We start from the raw sequence: 21,948 nt of genomic DNA, 5'->3' as shown, positions 1-21,948 counted from the left end.
ACGGGGCCGAAACCGGTTATTTATTACTTTTTGATTGCATAAATATGTAAGTCGCCGTAAGTATCGGGCCTTCGGGCGGCAAAAAAAATCTCCTTGCGCTCTCACGCAGGGAGATTTTTCTATGGGAAATATGCTTATGGGACGCTTACTCAATCACGTCGTACCCTCTTTGCCGGAAAGCTTCCTTAACTTTTTCCAAATCGATCCCTTTCATGGCCGCTCCCTTCGGGATGGTCATGTAACGGCCAACCGTGCGAAGCATGGCAGGATTCGTGATACTTTTGAACCCCAGCTCATTCATGATATCCATGATTTCCGGGTTTTCGCTGCAAAGCTCATAGACGGTTTTCCTAAGATCGATCTGCCCGGCCATATCCTCCCCTCCCCGTCGCAACCGTTCGCTGAATAAGAACTTACATTTTCTTCTTACCCGGTTGTAGCCCGTCGAATCAGCCGCAGACCAATTCTCCCTCATCTATTTTCCGATAACCGGCGCAAGAAAATACAATGGGGCGGGATTTTTATTCCCGCCCCGAATGACCAATTAACCGTTTCCATTGAACGCAGGCTGAACCTGCGGATCAGAGCTGTGCCTTTTTAATGGTGATCTTCCAGTTGGTTCCCGACGAAACATTATACGCTTTTGAGAAGGATCCCTGGTTGATGGCCACAGCAATATAGTCCAGCGAATTCACATAGACCAGGGGCTCGCCTATGTAAACATCGGCAAAGGATTTTACATACCGTATGATATTGCGGTAGACTTCCCGCGTATCATTCATGATGGTTATCTCCACCCTGCCGCCATAGGGGACATCCAGCGTTTTGAACAGATCCCTGCTGATGTTTGTCCAAAGGCTTCCAAACCGGACGTCCAGGATGTCGATGGTGCCCGTAATGGTGTCTCCTTCCTTAACAGGCTCCGATACAGGAAGCTCCACGATGCTGTCCACATCAACCAATGGTCCTATGTCCTCAAAGCTGATGATGCCTGCCGCCAGCCTGGCGCCGGTGTAGGCATAGATATCCCTGCCATGGAAGGTATAAGACTCGCCGGAGTTGGGAAGGCGGTTGGTTTCCTCGTCTATCTCCCTGGCCTCCCGGATGCCCAGCATTCGCTTGATATGGGTCAGCGTGCCGTTATCCGGCGTGATGATGTACTGGCCGTTTATGGTCCTGGCTGCAATGCTCCTTCTCGTGGAACCCACGCCGGGATCCACCACCGAAACGAACACCGAACCCTCCGGCCAGTAGTTAACAGTCTGAATCAGGCGGTAGGAAGCCTCCCAGATATTGTACTGGGGTATTTCATGGGTCAGGTCGCATATCTTCAGATCCCTGCATACCGAGTAGGCCACACCGTACATGGCACTGACCGCGCCGTCAGCTATACCGAAATCGGATTGGAAAATCAAAAGACTGCTCATAACGTTCACCTCGCTCACATTATGCCTTCTCAAACACAACCGTCCAGTCACTGCCAAAGTCCACATGCCAGGTTTCGCGGAAATTGCCCATACAGGTGGCGACCGCGATGCGCATGAGCTCATTGGTATAGATAACGGTTTCCCCTTTATTGACATACCCGAAGGACCTGGCAAAGAGCGCCTTTTCACGATGGACTATCCTGCCCTCATGGCATATGGTCATGTCCAGCATATCGCCATATTCGAATCCGTTGCTCAGAAACAGGTCCACGGGGATATTGGTCCACATGTTCCCGAAATTGGGATCGCAGATCTCAAAGATGCCTTCGGCCCGGTTCGGGCTGACCCTGGGTTCCATGATGGGATGCATGACGATCTCTTCCACAGGATAGTTTGGTCCCACTTCCTCGTAGGTAATGATGCCGCTTGCAAGCCTTGCGGCGCAATAACCGAACAAATCCCTGCCGTGGAAGACGCTGGTCCCCTCCGTGCTTTTCAGACGGTTGCGGGTCTCATCGATCTCGCGTACTTCCTGAATGCCCACATAGGCTTTCAGATGGGTCAGCGTACCGTTGTCAGGGGTGACAACATAATAGCCGTCGCAGGTTTTTGCCACGCAGGCCCGGCGTGATGTGCCCACACCCGGATCCACAACCGAGACAAAAATGGTGCCTTTCGGCCAGAACCGCATGGTCTGGTACAGGCGATAGGAGGCACTCCATGTATCAAAATGAGGGATTTCATGGGTGCCGTCAAAGATCTCCAGGCTGCGGTCCACCGATTTGACCACGCCATACATGGCGCAGACCGCGCCTTCCTTATAGGTAAAGTCTGTCTGAAATACGAGAATCGGTTTCTCCACGTTCTCACCTTCTCCTGTCGATGTCTTTCCCGGGATGCTATTTTTCGGCTCACAAAGTTGCCAGCCGGATCATGGCGGTGGTGTATATCTCGAAAAGCTGTTTGACTCTTTCAATTTCTATCCGTTCATTGGCCTGGTGGGCCAACTCCTGTTCGCCTTCCCTGAAGGGTCCGAAGGCAACACAATTACCGATGGCCTTCCCATAGGTCACACCGCCGCTTATCACAGGCTCTGCCCCGGCGTCCCCGCTGAGCTCCCTGTAAGTATCCAGCAGGATTTTCAGCCAGGAGGAATTCTTATCGGCCAGGGTGGGCCTGTCGTCATACCGCAGGGTCACCTTCAGGGGCTTTAAGACCTCCTGTAACCTGCCTGTCAGGATATCGGAGGTAATGCCATAAGGATACCGGCAGTCCACCTCGGCCGATACCTGGTTCTCCCTGACTTTGAGCACCCCCAGGTTCATGGTCAGTTTGCCCATGGGCGCGATGTCATAGTCCAGGCCTGCACCCTTGCCGTTGTGATCAGAGAAGCACCGATATAGAAGATCCGCCAGCGGATCGGCGCTTACACAGGCAACCAGCTCCAAAAGGCGCACCGTGGCATTGGCTCCGTCCTCGGGCCTTGAGGCGTGGGCCGCCTTGCCAAGGACCCGAAGCCTGATCCGGTCTCCTTCCCGGGACACCTCGCCCGGATACCCCTTTTGCTCCAGCATGTTCCGGTACGCGTCAGCGCTTTGGCCGCACCGGATCAAAGCCCAGGCCTCCGGGCTGACGACATTGCACTGGATGCCGCCCTCCAGCGCTTCCATGCAGGTCTCCATGTGCCCTTCAACAGACCACATCAGGGCGCCCTTCTCGCCCAGGGTGTAAGGGAATCGGCCGTCAGGTGTGAAGGCGAACGCCGGAACTCCCGACTTTCGGGCATAATACTTCATATCTTCCATGGTCCGCTCCTCATCGCAGCCGATGACCACACGGAGTTCCCTTTTCAGCGGTATCCCATGATCCTTTATATATTTCAGGGCATAATAAGTCAGCATCAATGCGGCCTTCATATCCTGGGTACCCCGGCCATGGATGAATCCGCCCGAAACCTCTCCGCTGAAGGGATCGGCAAGCCATCCGTCGCCGGGGGCTACCACATCCAGGTGGGAAATCACGTCAATCCGCTCACCCGTGCTGTTTCCGGGGATGCGGATCGCCAGGGCATGGCCATCGAATTCCAGCACCTCGAACCCGTCGGAAAGGGCCTTCCTTTTCAGCCACTCATACCCTTCATGGATGTATTTCCCATAGGGCATGATCGGCGTCACCGATGCCGCGTCATAGACCGTGGGTATTCTGACAAGTTCGGATATGCTGCTGATGATATCAGGGTAATACTGTTCCAAATTCATGCGAATGGGTACCACATCCTGAAATCCTGGGGCATGGTGTTGTGGGTGATGATCCAGTATGCGCAGAACAGCAGCAGGGCAACGTAAATGACCTTGAAGGCCTTGTCGGCTTTCAGCTCTTCATGCTCGCTGTAATAGGTCCTGGTCTTTCCCCTGCCGTATCCCCTCAGATCCATGGCATTGGATATATTGGCCACCCGGTCGAAAGAGGAGATGATGAGGGGGATCAGGATCAGCACGTTCTGCTTCAACCGGTCTTTCAGGGACGCCTTCTTGGGATCCAGCTCCACGCCTCTCGTTTGCAGGGATACCTTGATATTCTGGAAGTCACGCCCGATATCGGGGATATACCTGAAGGCCAGCGAGAAAATGGTGCATATCTTGTAGGGCACCTTGATGGAATACAGGCCGGCTGCCAGTTCCGACGGCGTTATGGACAGGATGAATACCACCGAAACCATGAAGGAAGTAATCATCTTGATGAAACGGACCATCAGATACCAGAGGGTCTCGGCTGTCAGGTAAAAGCGGTCGGTCAGCTTAAACAGCACCGTATGGCCTCCCCCGCACCAATAGGCCCCGATGTCCGGATCCGCCAGCCAGAAAAGCACAATGTTGAGCAGGTTGACTGCCACAATGATGATAAAGAAATACTTAAGCGTCTTCCAGGCTGGCTTCAGCGACTTGAGACCGATGATGCCCAGGATGAACAACGGCAGAATCAGCCGAAGATCAAAGGACATGATGAGGTAAATCAGGAGCACGATAAACGTGCGGACCTTGGTCTTGCCGGTCAGCCTATGAAGGAAGGTGTCGCCGGGGATCAGGTTAATCAGCAGCTTGTTTTCCATGAACCCGCACCATCCTTTCATAATTGATGAAGTGTTCGATATAGGCTTCCGGCTCGAACCCCAAACGCCTGGCCAGGGTGTAGAGGGAGGTTTGCTTCAGGTTGGCCTTGGTAATGACCTCATCATTGGACAGCACCCTGAAGACCGAATCATCGGCCACCAGTTCGCCCTCAGAGAAGACAAGCGCCCGGTCGGTGTACTGGATGGCCAGGTGCATGTCGTGGGTGACGAAGAGGATGGTGATGCCATACTCCCTGTTGAGTTCGTCCAAAAACTCCATGATCTCGGTATAATGGCGGAAATCCTGCCCGGCTGTGGGTTCGTCCAGGATGATGATCTCGGGCTGGAGCACCAGGATGGATGCAATGGTGGCCCGTTTCTTCTGCCCGTAGCTCACCGCCGAAACCGGCCAATTCCTCATGGGATAGAGTCCGCACATCTTAAGGGTCTTTTTGACAGCCTCATCGATCTCCGCCCGGCTCTTTCCCCTGAGCAGCATGGCCAGCTCAACCTCATCCTTGATGATATCCTTCACCAGCATCTGGTTGGGGTTTTGCATAACATAGCCGATTCGCTCGCCGATCTCCTTGATGGAATACTGTGTATAATCGGTGCCGTTAATCAGCACACGCCCTTCCCGGGGCCTGACGATGCCGCAGAGCAGTTTGGCCAGGGTGCTCTTTCCGGCCCCGTTCTTGCCCACAACGGCGATCTTTTCACCCTTTCTTACCGAGAAGGATATGTTCTTAAGAACCGGATCTTTATCATAGGCGAAGGTAACGTTTTCAACCTTCAGGATCTCCTCGCCGAGCCTGGGAACATATTTCTCAAGCTTCATCATCTGCTGCTTTTTAAGCTGCTCTTCAAAGGGGGACAGATCCACCGTCTGGATGTCCGCCAGTTTCTGTTCGCTCGACAGCTCGCAGCCGGCATATTGCAAAGCCTTGATATAGAGAGGCTCACGAATACCGTAACGGGTCAGGAGATCGGAAGCCAGAAGCCTGTCGGGATCGCCGTCATAGACAATGCTGCCCTCGTTCATCAGGACAATCCTGTCCACGCTGCGGTGCAGCACATCCTCCAGCCGGTGTTCCACGATCAGGACCGTCTTGTTCTGTTCCTTATGGATGCGGTCGATGAGCTCCACCGCGGTCATGCCCATCATGGGGTCCAGGGAAGCCAGGGGTTCGTCAAAGATCAGGAGGTCCACATCACCGTGCAGGACACCAGCCAGGGCCACTTTCTGCTTCTGTCCTCCCGACAGCTCGTAGGGCACATGCATGAGAAAATCGGACATGCCCACAACCCCGGCCGCCCATTCCACCTTCGGCAGCATCTCTTTCCGCGGCACGCTCTGGTTTTCCAGGGCAAAGGCGATATCTTCCCCAACGCTCAGGCCCACAAACTGGGCATCCGAATCCTGGAGGACGGTTCCCACCACCTTGCTCAGAGCAAAAATGCTGGCATTTTTGGTTTCCATGCCAGCAACTTTGCATGAGCCTGTGATAACCCCATCGTATGAAAAAGGATTTAAACCGTTGATGCAATTTGCCAGCGTCGACTTTCCGCTTCCACTGGGGCCAAGGATGAGCACCTTTTCCCCCTTGTAGATGGTGAGGTTGATGTCGTGAAGCGTTGGTTCCGACTGGGATTTATATCTGAAGCTGAAGTTCCTGAATTCTACAATGGGTGTACGCACTGGCATCTGTTATTCCTTTTCTTCCTCCATTTTCAGGTTTGTGCTGTGGGCGCTGCGCCTTGCGAGGGCATACAGGATGGGAATACCGATTATGACCAATACGGCTGTGTTGGCAATACCGCCTGCAAAAGCCTGAAGGAAAGTGATGGTCAGTTCACCGCCATAAAAAGCGACTGTCATCAATGGAGTGACAACGCCAAATGCGAGCGCATTGCCAACGATACATGTAATGGCATAGATAACGGCATGGACGGGCTTGAAGATTCCCTCGTTGATCCTGGCGCCATAGAACGGCAACAGTCCCACGATAAAGCCCAACACGCCATTACCCACCGACCAGTCGAACCAGAAGCCCCAACCGCCGATGAGATCCGCGATGGTGTTGCCGACAAAGCAGGTGATGAACGCCGGAACGGGACCAAACATGGAACCCACAATAACAGGAACGATCATGGCCGTCGTCAGCCTGGTGTTTGTGTAAATCGGGATTCCGCCGAAATTCATCAGCACGCCGAAAAGGGCCGCACCGATGGCGATGGCAACGACCGTCTTGGTATTCCATACACCAAGCAATGTTTTGAGAAAGCTCTTCTTCATCTTTGACCCTCCAATTCCAAATTTCTATTCACGTATGCATAACCCGCACATCCGGATTATGCATATAAAAAACGGTTGAGCCATGATGCCATGAAAATCCTGTCTATTGCAGGAATATCAGCCGATCATGGGAACAGGAGGTTTTTCCCACTTTTCATCTATGTTTAATATCATGTCTTTAATACCAATATGGCATTTTTCGCGCGTTTAGTCAATAGAATATTACTTGAAAGCTATTATTTATAAGCGTTTCCGAGTATTTTCTGCAAGTTTTTCATTTTTCTGAATACCACCCTGCTTTTCAAAACGGCTCCCTTGCGACTTGCGCCTGTATTCCTTGACTTCCGCTGAAACATGCTTTCGTTCCGGCACGGGTGCATACGCCACAAATTCTGCTAAAAACCTTATACTTATTGACATTTGGCTATCGCATTGAATATGCTTAAGAAAAGAGCTGAAAATCGAATCAGGAAGGAATGATAGAGGCGCGGTCCTTACGAGTAATCTGTCCTTCATGACCTGGCAAACGGGGCAGACGAAAAGAATGACCGCCGAGGTTTCGGTTTCCACCAGGAGGAGCCGTTGCCGGGCTGGCACAGAATATGTGTCAGACTGTCACTTTTTAAAGTGGAGCGCTATCATGTCTGTTGATGTATGTCGACTGCAAACATGAGGCCCCCGGTGCCTCATGTTTTTATATAGGCCGAAAATTCATGATTTATGGAGGTAGGTTATGAAACCAAGAAAACTGCTCCTGCTGCTGCTTGTTCTTGCAGCCATACTCACCGTCTTTGCGCTGCCTGTCTTTGCCGAAGACGCCTCCGGTGAAGAAAGCCAGAGCTTTGTTTATGGCACATTCTGGGCCCTTCTTCCGCCAATTATCGCCATCGTTCTGGCCCTCATCACGAAGGAGGTGTACAGCTCGCTCTTCATAGGCATCCTGAGCGCCGCCTTGCTGTATGCCAACTTCAATCCTGTTAATGCCTTCACCGTCATGTTAAATGACGGCTTTATCGCATCCCTGGCCGACAGCTGGAATGTAGGCATCCTCATTTTCCTGGTGGTGCTGGGAACCATCGTATGCCTGATGAACCAGGCCGGCGGTTCTGCCGCCTACGGAGAATGGGCCAGCAGAAGGATAAAAACCCGAAAAGGTGCCATCCTGTCTACCTTTGGGCTTGGCGTCCTGATCTTCGTGGATGACTATTTCAACTGCCTGACCGTTGGCAACGTAATGCGTCCCATCACCGACAAGCACAGGATCTCCCGCGCAAAACTGGCCTACCTGGTGGATGCCACGGCCGCTCCCATCTGCATGATCGCTCCCATCTCCTCCTGGGCGGCAGCCGTTACAGGCGTAGTGGAGGGCTATGACGGCTTTGAGCTCTTTATTCGCGCCATTCCATACAACCTGTATTCCCTGCTGACCCTTGCCATGATTCTGATCATCGCCTTCCTGGGCATTGAGTACGGGCCAATGAGAAAACATGAGGAAAACGCCCTGAACGGGGATCTTTACACAACGCCCGATCGTCCCTTTGAAGGGCAGGAAAACCAGGCACGGAACACGAAAGGAAAGGTGCGGGATCTGGTCATTCCCGTCATTGTCCTCATCGTATGCTGCATCCTGGGCATGCTCTATACGGGCGGCATTTTGGAAGGTGAGAACATTGTGAACGCCTTCGCCAATTGTGACGCTTCACTTGGCTTGTCGCTGGGCTCGGTTCTGGCCCTGATCATCATCATTATCTATTTCATTGGCCGAAAGGTGCTTTCTTTCAATGAATGCATGGCATGCCTGCCCAATGGTTTCAAGGCCATGGTTCCCGCCATCCTCATCCTGACCCTTGCCTGGACTTTGAGCGGGTTAACCAAGTCTCTTGGTTCAAGCGAGTTTGTAAGCGGCATTTTCAATGAAAGCGCCGCCACAGTATTCCTGCCGGCCATCGTGTTCGCCATAGCCGTAGGGATGTCCTTCGCAACCGGCACCTCCTGGGGTACTTTCGGCATCCTGCTGCCCCTGGTGGTCGATGTCTTCGATAAGTCCGCAGCCTTTTCCGGCGGAACTCCCGAGCTTCTGATTGTTACCATATCCGCCTGCCTGGCCGGAGCGGTATGCGGCGACCATTGCTCACCGATTTCCGATACCACCATCATGTCCTCCACCGGAGCCATGTGCAGCCATATCAACCATGTCTCCACCCAGCTTCCCTATGCCCTCACAGTGGCTGCTGTCTCCTTCCTGGGCTATATCCTGGCCGGATTCATCCCCTCCGCGTGGGTTGTCCTGCCGATATCCCTGGTGGTCCTCTTCAGCGTGCTCATGATCATCCGGGCTGCTGTACCTTCCATCAAGGGCGGAGAAGCCGGGAAATCCGCAGCGCGTTAAGACTTTTCACTGCAAACATGTCCATAAAAAAGGAGGCATCCTTCCCGGGATGCCTCCTTTGCATATCTTGAATGCTTCGATCATTTCAACGCTTTCTTTGCCTGTTTTTCCGGCTTTGGCTGCCCAGCCTTGATACAACCCAGATAAGCCCTGCCACGCCTGCCAGGGGGATAATGGATGAGGGATTTATAACGGCCGCGATAAAGCCCATTATGATGATGACGATCCAGAAGTAGCCCTGACCGCTGAGAAACGCGGCTTTCCTGCCGGACTCTTGCCCGGACATCAGCTCGCAATAGGGACAGTTATCGTAATAATAGTTCCTGCCGCAATGTTCGCAGCGGCGCATAGGCGTTCACCCCCGTTTACACAAGATGGTCTTATCGTGGCCTATATATTTATTATACCATGCATACCGTCCCGCAGCTTTTTGCGTCAGGCAAAAGGCCTTCACAATCTGAACATAAAAAAGGGGACTCCGTATGGGTCCCCTTCCCCCCCCCCATGCCCCCGGGCAGAAATCCCGGCGGTCATACGAGAAAAAGAATGTTATTCTTTCAGCCCCCGACAATCACCTTGATGGATTCATCCGACATCTGCATCAATATGGCTTCTTCAAGCTGATCAATCGGGTAACGGTGTGTGATCAAAGGCTTCAGCTGGATACGCCCGCTGTTGATGAGCTGCACCGCCCGTTCATGGGTGTCCGGATTGATCTTTGAACCCATGATGGTCAGTTCTTTATGGAAAACATCATCCAGGCTCAGGGGATAGACCGATCCCACCTTGGGCACGCTGAAGAGCAGCACGGTTCCACCGTGCTTGGCAGCCTCAATGGCCTGGCCGGTAGCTATGACGTTCCCCACGCACTCGATGACCACATCGGTACCCTGGGTGCCCAGCAATTCCTGAAGCCTCTGGGGCAGTGATTCATTGACAGGATCCACCACATAATCGGCGCCAACCGAAAGGCCGATCTCCCGGCGATGCTGGACCGGTTCGCTCAGAACAACCCTGGATGCGCCCGAAAGTTTCGCCAACTGCACCATCATCAGCCCAATTGGACCTCCACCGACAACGCAAACGGTATCGCCCTGCCTCATGTTCAGCCGGTCTATACCGTGCAGGCAGCAGGCCAGAGGCTCAGCCATGGCACCATTTTCAAGGGGCACGGATTTATCCAGCTTGTAGCACTGGGACTGGGGAACATAGCAGTATTCCGCAAATCCCCCGTCGCGGTTGACGCCGACGGCAAAGAGATTCGTACACATCTGCTTCTTCCCGATTCCGCAGAAATGGCATCTCCCGCAGTAGATGTTGGGATCGACCGAAACATGATCCCCTACCGCTACCTTATCCACCGCGCTGCCAACCTTCTCAACCACACCGGAAAACTCATGGCCAAGAATCACAGGCGGTGTCACCTCGGCAGAGCCCTTGCTGCCGTGGTAAATATGGACATCGGTTCCGCAAACACCGCAGGCTGCCACCCTCACGAGAACTTCGTCGGGAGCCAGGTCGCGGCTCGGAATCTCCCGGGTTTCAAATCGCTTATTTCCAAGAAAATAGGTCCCCTTCATGTTTCCTCCCCCGCTTTTCATCAAATTGCAATTCCAAAAGAAAGACCTTGTAACGCTCAGCGCTCTTTCTTGATCCAATCTTTAATAATGTTACTTTTATAAAGTGTTTTTCCTTAACCCAGTCCATTGTAACACAATGGTAACCCGTTTTCAACAGGCTTGCTTGTTCTGTCAGTCCACCCCGGCCAAATATCCGCTGAGCCGGAAAAATTTGCGGCTTTATCTTTGCTTCGTGCATCAGGCGGGCTTTTGACAATATTGTTGCATTCTATTAATATAATAATTAGCCAAATTAAGTATGATTAGTATGCTTTACGTTATCCGGGAGGTCCACCCATGGGCAGAGCGGTAATAAACCCCACAGAAAAAAAACTTACGCCAACCGAATTAAAAAAGTTGAACCGCAAGAAAGTATATACCTATATTTACGAGTCCCGACAAACATCCAAGCAGGCCATTGCGGAAGCGCTCAGCCTCAGCCTGCCGACCATTACGCAAAATCTCAACGAATTCATCAGGCTTGGGCTTGTGGAGAAGAACGGCGAATATGAATCCACGGGCGGAAGAAAGGCCCAGATCATCCACTGCAATGAGAAAGCGCGCATCGCGATAGGCGTGGAGGTTTTAAAGGAATGCTCCCAGATTGTGGCTGTGGATCTCTACGGCAACATCCTCCGGGAAGACACTCTGCCCGTGCGTTTTGAAAATTCCGAGAGCTATTATGAACGCCTGGGGAACTGGATCAACGACTTTGCCAAAAGCCTTCCCTATCCTTCCGATCGTCTGCTGGGCGTCTGCATCGCCCTCCAGGGCCTGGTCTCCCATGACGGCGAGACCATCACCTTTGCGGAAATCCTGCAATGCACCGGGGTGACGCGCGCCACCTACCAGAAATATATCGATCTGCCCTGCCATCTGATCCACGATACCGAAGCCGCCGCTGCCGCCGCCCTCTGGCAGAATAAAATCGAAAATGCCGTGTATTTATCCCTGAACCGCAATTTCGGCGGCATTCTCATCATCAACGGCGAGGTGGTGCAGGGGCGTGAACTGGGCAGCGGCATCATCGAGCATATGTGCCTGCGCCCCGACGGCCCTCTCTGTTACTGCGGCAAACAGGGATGCGTTGAAACCTACTGCTCCGCCGGCAGCCTGAAAAACATGGCAAACATGGAACTTGATGAGTTTTTCCGGCGCGTGCACGCAGGGGATCCCCGCTGCTCCAAGATCTGGCGGACCTACCTTAAAAATCTGGCCATCACCGTTGACAACATCCGCATGGTCGTAGACTGCGATTTCATCCTGGGCGGCTATCTGCTCCAGTTCATGAACCAGGACGATATCGAGATGCTGACCAATTATGTTAAGGAACAGTGCGCTTTCGACACACCATCCTTCAGGTTCCGGATCAGCCGGTACGGGGAAAAGTCCACCCAGCTTGGCGCGGCCCTGACACTTGTTAAAAAGTTTCTTGACACCATATAGGTATCCGCTTCATGGATTCGGGCAGACAGGGCTGATGGGAGCATCTGCTCCTAATCCCCGGCACGACTGCCGTCATTCTGCCCGGTTCCTGTGCTTTCCTTTTTCAGCAATCCGGAAAACCATGCATACCTGTCGGCCGCATTTTTTTTAAAGTCTTCGATGGCCTCGTTCCGGGATTTCTGCCCATTCGCATACGCCATGGCTTCCTGGATAAACTCGTGGCTGATATAATCGTCATGTTCCGACAGGCCCATGCCTCTGGCATGCTCTGAGGCTGAAAGGTAGGCTTCAAAAAGATCCTGTCCCCCCATAAAAACCGTCCGGCATTCCAGCTTTCCTGCCACAGCGGCAGCTGCGGGCAAATCCCTTTTTTCACCAAAGGCACCGGTTGCCCATAAATACTGTAATCCGCTCTCCGATGTATCCAGGGTGATCCAGCGGATGATCTCGCCCACCGCTTCCTTGTGCTTCGTGTTCTTATTGGCCAGAATCATGGGGCCTGCCCAGAAAAAGCCTTCCGGCGGATCACACACGGCCCAGTCGCCGTATGTCCCTTCCCCGGGTTTTTCACCACCGCTATAGCTTTCGAGAATGTAATGGACAAACCAAACTGGCCCGAAGAACCCGAAGATTTGCTTTTTCCCTTCACCCCGCATATCGGAATACCATTCATCGCTCCATGATGCAGTATTGTTGGTATAACCGTTTTCAACCAGGATACGGGCATAATCAAGAAAGGCTTCCCGTTTGGGATCAATCACAATATCGCCGTCCTTTATCCACCCCTGCTCCGAGTTCCTTTCAAAGGGCATCCAGATATCCTCGATACCGGAGCAGATACCGTATCCCTTTGCTTTGAGATCAGCCGCCGCTTTCAGGAATTTGTCCCAGCCCGGGCCGATGATATTCCCTATCACATCCGGATCGTCGGTTCCCCACACCTTCTTGGCAATGGAGCGGCGATAGATGAATGCTCCCGCGTAGTTTTGGTAACCCAGTGCCACCAGTTTGCCATCCCTGTTGGTCCCTGCTTCCACCATGTACCTGGGAATGCCGGCCTCCTTGACAAGCGTGTCTACGTCGATACCCAGCTCCTCGTAGGGCGCTGCAAACCGGTAATTGCTTCCGTGGGTATAGGGATAGATATAATCGACCTCGATGCTGAACATATCGGGGGGTTCCATATCATAGGCCCCGTTCATCAGATTGTTGACAATCACACTGCGATCGATGCAGCCGAAGGCGTATTCGGTGATGATCTTTATGTCATACCCAAAGTCCGGATGAAGTTCCATGAACTTTTCTATGATTTGCTTAACCTCATCGTTATAGCAAAAAATACGGATAATCTTTTCCTGTTCCTCTCCCTGCCCGGTATTCTCATCAATTGGCTCTACTTCTGTTCCTTGGTTTTCCTGCGCCGCCTCGGGCGTTGGGGAGGGTATAGGCGTGTTTTGTACGGATGAGCAACTTACCAGGCTCAGGCAAAGAAGGATTGCAACAATCAGATGTATAACCCGTTTCATGACCATGCCTCCTTGGCATTTCACAGATGGCTCTCCCGGAAATCCAACCTCTATTATATTGTACTATATTTTGTCATGATCGGATTAACATTTCAGTTACATTTCCATGACTATCCCCTCTCCCCTTGCCGCATCTCCGGGGCTGCTTCCGTCCAACCAGGGCAGCAGGATGCTTTCCGGATATCTGGCGCATGGCTACAAGACACCCGGACTTCCTTGCAGGAAAGCCTTTGTTTACGAATGGCATGGATGGGTATAATGGTATAGAACATGCATTGGTGATGGGGAGGAATTATCATGTCTTGCTATTATATCATCGGCATCCGGCTGGATAACCGGGTGAACAACGCCGTCAAGTTCCAGGAAGTGCTCACAAGGAACGGATGCAAAATCAAAACGCGCCTGGGATTGCACGAGGTAGGCGAAAACGCCTGTTCAAACGACGGGATCATCATCCTGCAGCCCTACGGTAAAAAGGAGGATGTTGAGGCCCTGGTCGAAGAGCTCAACAGCGTAGAAGGCGTAACCGCAAAATACATTGATCTCAACTGAAATAACCGAAAGAAATAAACCTCCATTGTCAGCCATCGGGTAACCGGCAATGGAGGTTTTGCTTTCACTTGTCATCCCGCTTGCTCAACAAGATACCGCGCTGCGCTTTCAACATTCTCTGCCTTTCCTGAGCCAGCGGGCTACGGTGACGGTGCGTCTTGCCTGGTGCTTCACCGCGGCCTCGACGTTTTCAACCATTTTCCCGTCTTCATCCACCGTTACCGTTGTCCCATAGGGATTCCCGCCGGCTTCAAAAATAACCGGATCGGTAAATCCGGGCGGCACGATGATGGCCCCCCAATGGCACATCATGGTATAGATGGACAGTATGGTCGCTTCCTGGCCGCCGTGGGGGTTCTGAGCGGAGGACATGGCACTTACCACTTTGTTGACCGTCTTGCCCTGGGCCCAGAGGCCTCCGGTCGTATCCAGAAACTGTTTCATCTGGGAGGCCATAACGCCGAAGCGGGTGGGTGTGCTGAAAATGATCGCGTCCGCCCAGTCCAAATCGTCGGTTGTTGCTTCGGGTATATCTTTCGTGGCTTCAAGATAGGCTTTCCAAACCGGATTGTTGTCGATTACGGACTGCGGGGCCAGCTCGCGGACCTTGAGCAATCTCACTTCAGCCCCGGCCTCCTTGCCGCCTTCAGCGGCCCATTTTGCCAGCTGGTAGTTGGTTCCGCCCATGCTGTAATAGATCACCGCCAGTTTCACATCACTCATGGTTCAACCCTCCTTCATACGATGAACTAAAGATCTTTATGGCAAATCTGAATCATATGATGGCAAACCATACAGGTCTGTCGCCTCGGAAGTCCATCAGGCTGTCTGATCCATACTTACCCATCCCGATAAAAAAATCTCCCCCGGCAGTCCAAACATCATCCTAACCGGAAGAGATTTTTTCTATACCCGCAATATGGTTTCACGTAAAATCCTTTATTGCCCTGTGTTGCCCATCTGCCACATATGGTTGAGCGGCCCGCTTCCCTTGCCCAGATCCAGCATGGCCTTCAACGCGCCCGCCACATAATCCTTCGCCATCCGGATGGATGTTTCCAGGTCCATGCCTTTCGCAAGGCCGCAGGCGATGGCGCTGGACAGGGTGCATCCGGTTCCATGGGTGTTGGGGTTATCAACCCGCTCCCCCGTGAACCACTTGAACCGGCCCTTGTGGTACAGCAGATCATTGGCATGGCTCATGCAATGCCCGCCCTTAACCAGAACGGCGCACCCGTATTCATCCCCGATGATTGCAGCAGCCTTGAGCATATCGTCCTCAGTTTCGATAGGAATACCTGCCAGGACTTCCGCTTCGGGAATATTGGGCGTCAGGACCACCGCCTGGCGGAACAGGCTGTTTTTCAAAGCCTCGATGGCATCGTCACGGATAAGCTTCGAACCGCTTGTAGAAACCATAACCGGATCCACAACAATGTTTTTTGCCTGGTAAAAGGCCAGCTTCTCCGATATGGTCTTAATCAGCCCGACCGACGCAACCATTCCGACCTTGACCGCGTCCGGAAAGATATCGGTAAAAATGCAGTCCAGCTGCTTGCCCAAAAATTCCGGGGTTACCTCCATGATGTCAGTAACGCCCAGGGTATTCTGTGCGGTCAGCGCGGTGATGGCGCTCATGGCATATACGCCGTTGGCGGTCATGGTCTTGATATCGGCCTGGATGCCGGCACCCCCGCTGGAATCGCTGCCCGCTATCGTCAATGCTGTTCTCATATCGCTTTCACTCCATCTTTTCATGTTAATTTCTCCGGCCTCTATGAGATCAAGATGTCGCTTGGTTCCGAAAGGTATTAAGCGGATGCCTTCTCCAGGAAGAACCGGATATCCATCTTCTCCATGTGGATATCGCTGACCCGCTTAATCTCCTCCCAGTCACCGGCGCTGCAGGAATCATAGACCCCGGCCGTTCTGAAACCGGCGTTTTTGGCTGTCTGGATGGCATACAGCGCGTCTTCAAAAACCCAGGTCTCCTCCGGGAGCGTCCCCATGAACTCGGCCGCCACAAGGAAGATATCGGGCTTTGATTTGCCCACACCGATTTCTGAGCAGGTAAAGATCTGGTCGAAACAGTCGAACACACCCAGCCGTTTCAGGGCGCCTTCAAACACCTGCCGGTCATTGGAGGTGGCTATCACCATTTTGATGCCGGCCTGCTTAAGGCCTGCCAGAAACTGTCCCACGCCTTCCTTCAGCTGAACCTGATGGGCATAGAAATCCTCAATGACGTGGCTGACACCCGCTACGATTTCATCAACGCTCAGCTCCAGTCGGTACCTGCTCTTCAGGTACTCGCCACCTTCCGTCATGCTCATGGGATACAGGATCTGCCGAAGCCCGGGTTCGGCTTCTATCCCCAGGCTGTTCAGAAATCTTTCTGCCGCGTCCTCCCAGATGGGCATGGAATCCAGCAGGGTACCGTCCAGGTCAAAGATCGCACCCCTGATCATGGCATCACCAACTTTCCGGCCAGTGCTTTCAGCTCAGCGGCTGCCTTTTCAATGTCGGGCCGGGCAAATATGGCGCTGATCACAGCAATCCCGCTAATGCCGGTACCTGACAGGGCCAATACATTATCCTTGCTGATACCCCCGATGGCCACCACGGGAATCCTGACAGCCCGGCAGATTTCCTTCAGGGTTTCATGGCTCACCTCTTCCGCGTCCGCCTTGGAACCGGTGGGGAACACGGCTCCCACGCCCAGGTAGTCCGCGCCCCGCTGCTCTGCCAGAAGCGCCTGCTCCACCGTCTGCACCGAGACGCCCAGGATCTTATCCGGGCCAATGAGGCGGCGCACATTTCCTGCCTCCATGTCGCTCTGGCCCACATGGACGCCGTCCGCATCCACCGCCAGGGCGATGTCCACATTGTCATTGACCAGGAAGGGCACGCCGTATTTTTTGCACAAAGCCTTTATTTCCCTGGCTTCTTCCAGGAATTTATCGTACGCCAGCTCTTTTTCCCTGAGCTGGATGAAGGTTGCGCCACCCTTGAGTGCCTTCTCCACAGCATGGGCGAGGGTGTCGCCACCAAGCCAGGACCTGTCGGTCACAGCATACAAAAGCAAATCCTTCTTATCGAGTTTCATACTTCGCCCCTCTTTCCAATGTTTCTCCGTCCATATGGTAAATGGCGTCGATGATCCTGCTCCGGTACGCGGTGTTGCCGTCGGAAGGCTGCATGCTCTGCCAGCCCAGCTCTCCCGCAAGGCCCATGGCGCAAACAGCCGCCGCAGCCGCTTCAAGGGCGTTTTCCGGGTTTGCCGCAAGGTACGCGGTTATCAATGCGGAAAGCTGGCAGCCCGTACCCGTAATTCTTCCCATTTCAGCCCGGCCGTTGCGGATCACATAGCACTTCCCGCCATCGGATACCAGGTCAATGGCTCCCGTCACAATGATGATGGAACCCGCCTTCTGGGCGAATGCCTTTACAAACGCTACGGCTTCATCCAGGGAATCCTCCGTGACGGCATCGGCCACATCGGCGTCCACGCCCTTCGTTCTGCCGCTTCCCAGCGCCAGGGTCTTGATCTCCGAAATGTTTCCCCTGATAGCATCAAACCGGATCTCGTCCATCAGTTTGACGGCCGTATCGGTGCGCAGCTTACTGGCTCCCGCCCCGACCGGATCCAGCACCACCTTATGCCCCAGCTTGTTGCTGGTTTTCCCGGCAAGAAACATGGAAGGTATGGTTTGCTGATTCAGGGTTCCGATGTTGATGCACAACCCGCCGCAAATGGACGTGATCTCCTCTACTTCCTCCGGATCGTCCGACATGATGGGGCTTGCCCCGCAGGCAAGCAGCACGTTGGCCACATCGTTGACGGTGACATAATTGGTGATATTGTGGACAAGGGGTTTTCTCAGTCGGACATTTTCAAGGCAATCCTTCAGCATACGGTTCTCTCCTTTCCAATCCAAGGGGTTCTAAAATATAAAAAAATGCATATACGCCAACAAGCAGCATATATGCAGCATCCTCTGCACCATATTTCCCTGCGTTGGCATTACCCAAATCAGGTTCGATGGGTCTAAGCGATACAGCTTACTCTCAGCCTGCTTCAGCAAGCTCCCCATTGTCATTTTCAATTAATTGTAATTATACTACTGTGGGGAAATAAATCAACCTGGATATACTCAAAATTTTCAGTATGAGTTCTCAAAACTCGAAGCACCACCCTTATATCCCCGCAATCGCATTCTTAGCCAACTATCTTAGTGGCGTTTTCCTTTATCTTGTTAATTGTTTCAACCATTTTCCTTTGCTTCGTGCTGTCAAACAGCCTGATAAAGCTTTGCGGCTTGTCAAAGGGCGGTTTCATCAGCTCCGATATGTTTTCGATATAACCGTTTTTGACAATATAGTCGATAACTTTTTTCACAAAGACGATTTGCTCCTGATTGAGGGACTGGTCGTTAATAAACTCGCTGAAAGCCTCACATGCCGCCTGATAATCCAATTTGGCAATTTTCCTGACAAGCAAACCGAAGGGCGTATCCTTAAACTCCCTTTGATAATCTTCAGCCGTACCAAGCTCTCCCGTAAAGATGCGCTCCAATTCCTTATAATCGGCCTGGGTAAGAGGTACGTTATGCCGGAGTTTATAAATGGCGATGTGGTCTTTATTCTCCTCAATATAACGGTTCACTTTAAGTTTGTAATCTTCAAAAGTAAAGCCGGGATCAATGTTTTTACCCTCCTGAACGGAAATAACCTCATCCTGGAGATTGGTATAGATGATCTTCCTGTCTTCGCCTTCCATGATAAACTTGATGAGTTCCCGAAGCTCAACACGCACCTTTTCAAAATTTAAAATGTTGGCATTATCCCAGAATTCATTACTGCCAATAGTTTTGATTAGCTCAATCTTGCTGTTGACTTGGGGAACGGTTGCCTTTCTTTGCAGGCTGTTGCTGATATTTATAAGTTCTTTCCTGCCCCTGCTATACTGCGCTTTGCCTTCCAGCAAGGCAAGCATGAGCCCATACATGAAATTGTCAAACCGTTTGGCATGTTCATCGGCATCATCCATGTAAACCAAGGGTGCAAGGCATTTGATCAAATTCTCTTTGTCGTTTTCCGAAAGGCAAACAAACGCCTCTTTGTGCTTATATTTCTCCACATGCTGCAGTTGCAGTTTTACCGATATCAGTTCCGGATTCAGCGCATTGATTTGCGCCAGCACTGTCTCCACGAGGGAATCGCGCAGCGCCTGATGCGCTTCATCCATATAATCAGCGTGCTGGAGATGATGAATCAAACGTACCCTTTTTGCAAATATCGCCTCAGTCAAACTCTGTACTTCACTGCCTTCTATCCCCTCTTTATGGGTCCTGAAAAACTCAAAATTGCCAAGATAGTCGAATATCAGGAAGTACTGCTTGTCCTTTCCCGGCCCGAACAAATCCTTGCAAAGTCTTGTTCCGCGGCCAATCATCTGCCAGAACTTTATCTTGGAGCGGACACGCTTGAAAAATACCAGATTAACAATCTCAGGGACATCAACACCGGTATCCAGCATATCAACCGAAACGGCGATATGGGGCTCTTTATCGGGAACCTTGAAATCTGTGATGATGGTTTGTGCGTAATTGTCGTCACAGACCACTCGCTGCGCAAAGCCTCCTTTATATTGGGGATATAATGCATTAAATCTCTCCACGATGTATTGGGCATGCCTTTTGTTTTGCGCAAAGATGATGGTCTTCCCCAGCCTGTCTCCGCCGGCAACCTTCAGCCCCTTTGTCATCAAATCTTCTAGAACCGTATCGACGGTGGACTGGTTAAAAATGAATTCGTTGAGCTCAGGAGAAGGGATATACTCAGGCATCTCTCCATCTTCGTCTGTGAAATCCTCTTCATACCGTTCCTTATCCTCTTCGGAGAGTTCATCATAGACAATGCCCTCCTCAAGGAACTTCAGTTTGACCTCGATATTTCGGTATGGAACCAGCACATGGTCAACATTGACCGCTGTTTCATATTCATAGGCGAAGGTCGGGACACCTCTTTCCAACTCAAAGAATTCGTAAGTATTTCGGTCCACATCATTCCTGGGCGTGGCTGTCAAACCGACCAACATGGCATCGAAATACTCAAAGATGGCCCGATATTTCTTAAAGATGCTTCTGTGCGCTTCATCAACGATAATCAAGTCAAAATGGGCAGGCGAGAAAAGACGCTGTCCCGCCTCATTTTTTGCCGTATCAATCGCATTCAGCATGGTAGGATAGGTTGAAAAAACAATGCGCGCGTTTTTATCTTCCTTGTTGTTAAGCAGGTTACAAAGGGACATGTCCGGAAGATAGTTCTTGAACGCATCCTTGGCCTGGCACACCAGGGCGGTTCTGTCGGCCAGGAAAAGCACATTGGTCACATAGCCTCCGCGGGACAATACATCCGTTAAGCTGGCGGCCGTTCTTGTTTTACCGGTTCCAGTAGCCATGACCAGCAGGAATTTTCTGTGGCCCTTCTGGATACTGTCGCATACGGCTCGGACAGCTTCCTTCTGGTAATAGCGGTCTGTTATTCTGTCATCAATGGGTACCTCGTTGAGCGGTTTCATTTCCGTGCGGCGGTTGATCAGCTTTTCCAGGTCAGCCTTGGAAAAGATGCCGCTGACCTTTCGCTGCGGAGAGGTGACATCATCCCAGATATATGTCTCAAAGCCGTTTGTGGTAAAGATAATTGGCCTTCTCCCAGTCATTCTTTCAAGGCAATCCGCATACAGCCTTGCCTGTTTTACACCAACATTTGGTTCTTTTGATGTGCGTTTGGCCTCGATGACGGCAAGGGGGAGCCCGTCCTTTCCGTAAAGGACATAATCGGCATAGCCGATTCCTTGCGGATTGGGCATACCATAGAGTTCAACTTCTTCCAGCACATCATCTCCAAAGGTCCAACCGAGCAGCTTCAGTTCCACATCGATATACGTCTTACGGGTCTGGTATTCGGTAATATCCACAGGCGTAAATCGCCGCTCTTCCTTTTTCGCATCCTTTTCCTCGGTGTATTTGGCGCTCATGGCCGCAATCTGCGCCCGCAGAGCCTCAATCTCCGTATCCTTCTGCTCGATCAGACTTTGCATCCTTTTGATTTTGGCTTCGTCGAGGATAACTTTTTCGGTCGGAATAATTGCCTCATTAAATTGACGCTCTTTATATTCGGTTCCGTAGCAGTAGTCAATCCACTGGATGAACTCAAAAAGAGCCGATAAAGCCAAAACAGCTTCGCCCCGGCTAACAGATTTTTCGGTATGAACAGCCAGATTGCCAAGCTTGATGATATACGGGAGCTTGCTCCATGTCTGCTTTGTAACGGAATACTTGAAGGTTGGCTCGTGGATCAATGCCTGCAAGTTATCCTTATAAGGCATCTGCATGGTGTTGTCTGCTGAATAGACCCATTTGACGGCAAGCTCCAAGGCCTTACGGCAGCCGATAGCCGCCATGGCGGGAGAGGTGGCCAATACCCGCTCGGCCTCAATGCAGGCTTGTGAGAATAGTTTATATTCAGGCTTACCGTGCAAGAAGTCAAAGTTTGCAGACATGATTCCGCACCTCAACT

20 protein-coding genes and 2 riboswitches are annotated in these 21,948 nt (G+C 52.0%); of the genes, 3 read left to right on the top strand and 17 right to left on the bottom strand.

What is annotated here, in order from left to right; genetic code table 11:
- Positions 1 to 145: 145 nt before the first annotated feature.
- The 7 genes from F3H12_RS04660 to F3H12_RS04630 all read right to left on the bottom strand — a co-directional run bounded on the left by F3H12_RS04660 (position 146) and on the right by F3H12_RS04630 (position 6,832).
- On the bottom strand, positions 146 to 373 hold the full coding sequence (locus tag F3H12_RS04660; RefSeq protein ID WP_149678196.1) for a DUF1858 domain-containing protein: 228 nt from the start codon (positions 371 to 373) through the stop codon (positions 146 to 148).
- A gap of 208 nt (positions 374 to 581) precedes the next feature.
- Positions 582 to 1,427: an SAM hydrolase/SAM-dependent halogenase family protein gene (locus tag F3H12_RS04655; RefSeq protein WP_149678195.1), complete on the bottom strand. Its 846-nt coding sequence runs from the start codon at positions 1,425 to 1,427 to the stop codon at positions 582 to 584.
- Positions 1,428 to 1,446: 19 nt separating this feature from the next.
- Positions 1,447 to 2,289 (bottom strand): SAM hydrolase/SAM-dependent halogenase family protein, encoded by an 843-nt coding sequence (locus tag F3H12_RS04650; RefSeq protein WP_243133195.1) that lies wholly within the window; start codon positions 2,287 to 2,289, stop codon positions 1,447 to 1,449.
- 49 nt (positions 2,290 to 2,338) lie between these two features.
- A complete protein-coding gene (locus F3H12_RS04645; protein WP_149678194.1) occupies positions 2,339 to 3,685 on the bottom strand; it encodes a Sapep family Mn(2+)-dependent dipeptidase in 1,347 nt (448 codons plus the stop codon).
- Positions 3,682 to 4,536 (bottom strand): energy-coupling factor transporter transmembrane component T family protein, encoded by an 855-nt coding sequence (locus F3H12_RS04640; RefSeq protein ID WP_188118379.1) that lies wholly within the window; start codon positions 4,534 to 4,536, stop codon positions 3,682 to 3,684. The genes F3H12_RS04645 and F3H12_RS04640 overlap by 4 nt, the downstream gene beginning before the upstream one ends.
- Positions 4,514 to 6,241 (bottom strand): ABC transporter ATP-binding protein, encoded by a 1,728-nt coding sequence (locus F3H12_RS04635; RefSeq protein WP_149678192.1) that lies wholly within the window; start codon positions 6,239 to 6,241, stop codon positions 4,514 to 4,516. The genes F3H12_RS04640 and F3H12_RS04635 overlap by 23 nt, the downstream gene beginning before the upstream one ends.
- 3 nt (positions 6,242 to 6,244) lie before the next feature.
- The gene (locus tag F3H12_RS04630) at positions 6,245 to 6,832 is read right to left on the bottom strand and encodes an ECF-type riboflavin transporter substrate-binding protein (protein ID WP_149678191.1); all 588 of its coding nucleotides are present in this window, start codon (positions 6,830 to 6,832) and stop codon (positions 6,245 to 6,247) included.
- A 472-nt stretch (positions 6,833 to 7,304) separates the two neighbouring features.
- Positions 7,305 to 7,478: riboswitch (Lysine riboswitch) on the top strand.
- A gap of 87 nt (positions 7,479 to 7,565) precedes the next feature.
- Here F3H12_RS04630 and F3H12_RS04625 point away from each other — a divergent pair.
- Positions 7,566 to 9,221 (top strand): Na+/H+ antiporter NhaC family protein, encoded by a 1,656-nt coding sequence (locus tag F3H12_RS04625; protein ID WP_149678190.1) that lies wholly within the window; start codon positions 7,566 to 7,568, stop codon positions 9,219 to 9,221.
- Positions 9,222 to 9,306: 85 nt separating this feature from the next.
- Here F3H12_RS04625 and F3H12_RS04620 read toward each other — a convergent pair whose 3' ends face one another.
- The 3 genes from F3H12_RS04620 to F3H12_RS04610 all read right to left on the bottom strand — a co-directional run bounded on the left by F3H12_RS04620 (position 9,307) and on the right by F3H12_RS04610 (position 11,057).
- On the bottom strand, positions 9,307 to 9,570 hold the full coding sequence (locus F3H12_RS04620) for a hypothetical protein (RefSeq protein ID WP_149678189.1): 264 nt from the start codon (positions 9,568 to 9,570) through the stop codon (positions 9,307 to 9,309).
- 208 nt (positions 9,571 to 9,778) lie between these two features.
- Positions 9,779 to 10,801: a zinc-dependent alcohol dehydrogenase family protein gene (locus tag F3H12_RS04615; protein ID WP_149678188.1), complete on the bottom strand. Its 1,023-nt coding sequence runs from the start codon at positions 10,799 to 10,801 to the stop codon at positions 9,779 to 9,781.
- Positions 10,773 to 11,057, bottom strand: coding sequence for a hypothetical protein (locus F3H12_RS04610; protein WP_149678187.1), 285 nt, complete (start codon positions 11,055 to 11,057; stop codon positions 10,773 to 10,775). Before F3H12_RS04610 ends, F3H12_RS04615 begins: the two co-directional genes overlap by 29 nt.
- 80 nt (positions 11,058 to 11,137) lie before the next feature.
- Here F3H12_RS04610 and F3H12_RS04605 point away from each other — a divergent pair, with 80 nt between their 5' ends.
- Positions 11,138 to 12,286, top strand: a complete 1,149-nt coding sequence (locus tag F3H12_RS04605; protein WP_149678186.1) for an ROK family transcriptional regulator — start codon at positions 11,138 to 11,140, stop codon at positions 12,284 to 12,286.
- A gap of 50 nt (positions 12,287 to 12,336) precedes the next feature.
- Here the strand turns inward: F3H12_RS04605 and F3H12_RS04600 are convergent, their stop codons facing one another.
- On the bottom strand, positions 12,337 to 13,812 hold the full coding sequence (locus F3H12_RS04600; protein WP_188118378.1) for an ABC transporter substrate-binding protein: 1,476 nt from the start codon (positions 13,810 to 13,812) through the stop codon (positions 12,337 to 12,339).
- 297 nt (positions 13,813 to 14,109) lie between these two features.
- Here F3H12_RS04600 and F3H12_RS04595 point away from each other — a divergent pair, with 297 nt between their 5' ends.
- Positions 14,110 to 14,364 (top strand): CPF_0552 family protein, encoded by a 255-nt coding sequence (locus F3H12_RS04595; protein WP_149678184.1) that lies wholly within the window; start codon positions 14,110 to 14,112, stop codon positions 14,362 to 14,364.
- Between the two features lie 108 nt (positions 14,365 to 14,472).
- On the opposite strand, the gene wrbA is transcribed toward F3H12_RS04595, so the two are convergent.
- From wrbA to F3H12_RS04565, 6 genes are all read right to left on the bottom strand, one after another.
- Positions 14,473 to 15,087 carry an NAD(P)H:quinone oxidoreductase gene (wrbA, locus tag F3H12_RS04590; protein ID WP_149678183.1) on the bottom strand — a complete coding sequence of 205 codons (615 nt, stop codon included), beginning with the start codon at positions 15,085 to 15,087 and terminating at the stop codon, positions 14,473 to 14,475.
- Positions 15,088 to 15,303: 216 nt separating this feature from the next.
- The gene (thiD, locus tag F3H12_RS04585; protein ID WP_149678210.1) at positions 15,304 to 16,098 is read right to left on the bottom strand and encodes a bifunctional hydroxymethylpyrimidine kinase/phosphomethylpyrimidine kinase; all 795 of its coding nucleotides are present in this window, start codon (positions 16,096 to 16,098) and stop codon (positions 15,304 to 15,306) included.
- 77 nt (positions 16,099 to 16,175) lie between these two features.
- Complete coding sequence (locus tag F3H12_RS04580) at positions 16,176 to 16,832, bottom strand: HAD family hydrolase (protein ID WP_149678182.1); 657 nt, start codon at positions 16,830 to 16,832, stop codon at positions 16,176 to 16,178.
- Positions 16,829 to 17,470, bottom strand: coding sequence for a thiamine phosphate synthase (gene thiE / locus F3H12_RS04575; protein WP_149678181.1), 642 nt, complete (start codon positions 17,468 to 17,470; stop codon positions 16,829 to 16,831). Before thiE ends, F3H12_RS04580 begins: the two co-directional genes overlap by 4 nt.
- On the bottom strand, positions 17,457 to 18,278 hold the full coding sequence (thiM, locus tag F3H12_RS04570) for a hydroxyethylthiazole kinase (protein WP_149678180.1): 822 nt from the start codon (positions 18,276 to 18,278) through the stop codon (positions 17,457 to 17,459). The genes thiE and thiM overlap by 14 nt, the downstream gene beginning before the upstream one ends.
- Before the next feature lie 78 nt (positions 18,279 to 18,356).
- Positions 18,357 to 18,467, bottom strand: a riboswitch (TPP riboswitch).
- Between the two features lie 116 nt (positions 18,468 to 18,583).
- A complete protein-coding gene (locus F3H12_RS04565; RefSeq protein ID WP_149678179.1) occupies positions 18,584 to 21,931 on the bottom strand; it encodes a DEAD/DEAH box helicase family protein in 3,348 nt (1,115 codons plus the stop codon).
- Positions 21,932 to 21,948 lie beyond the last annotated feature (17 nt).

This window comes from Thermoclostridium caenicola, from assembly GCF_900142095.1.
Taxonomy (GTDB): domain Bacteria; phylum Bacillota; class Clostridia; order DSM-8532; family DSM-8532; genus Thermoclostridium_A; species Thermoclostridium_A caenicola.
This window is presented reverse-complemented; position numbering and strand designations above follow the sequence as displayed.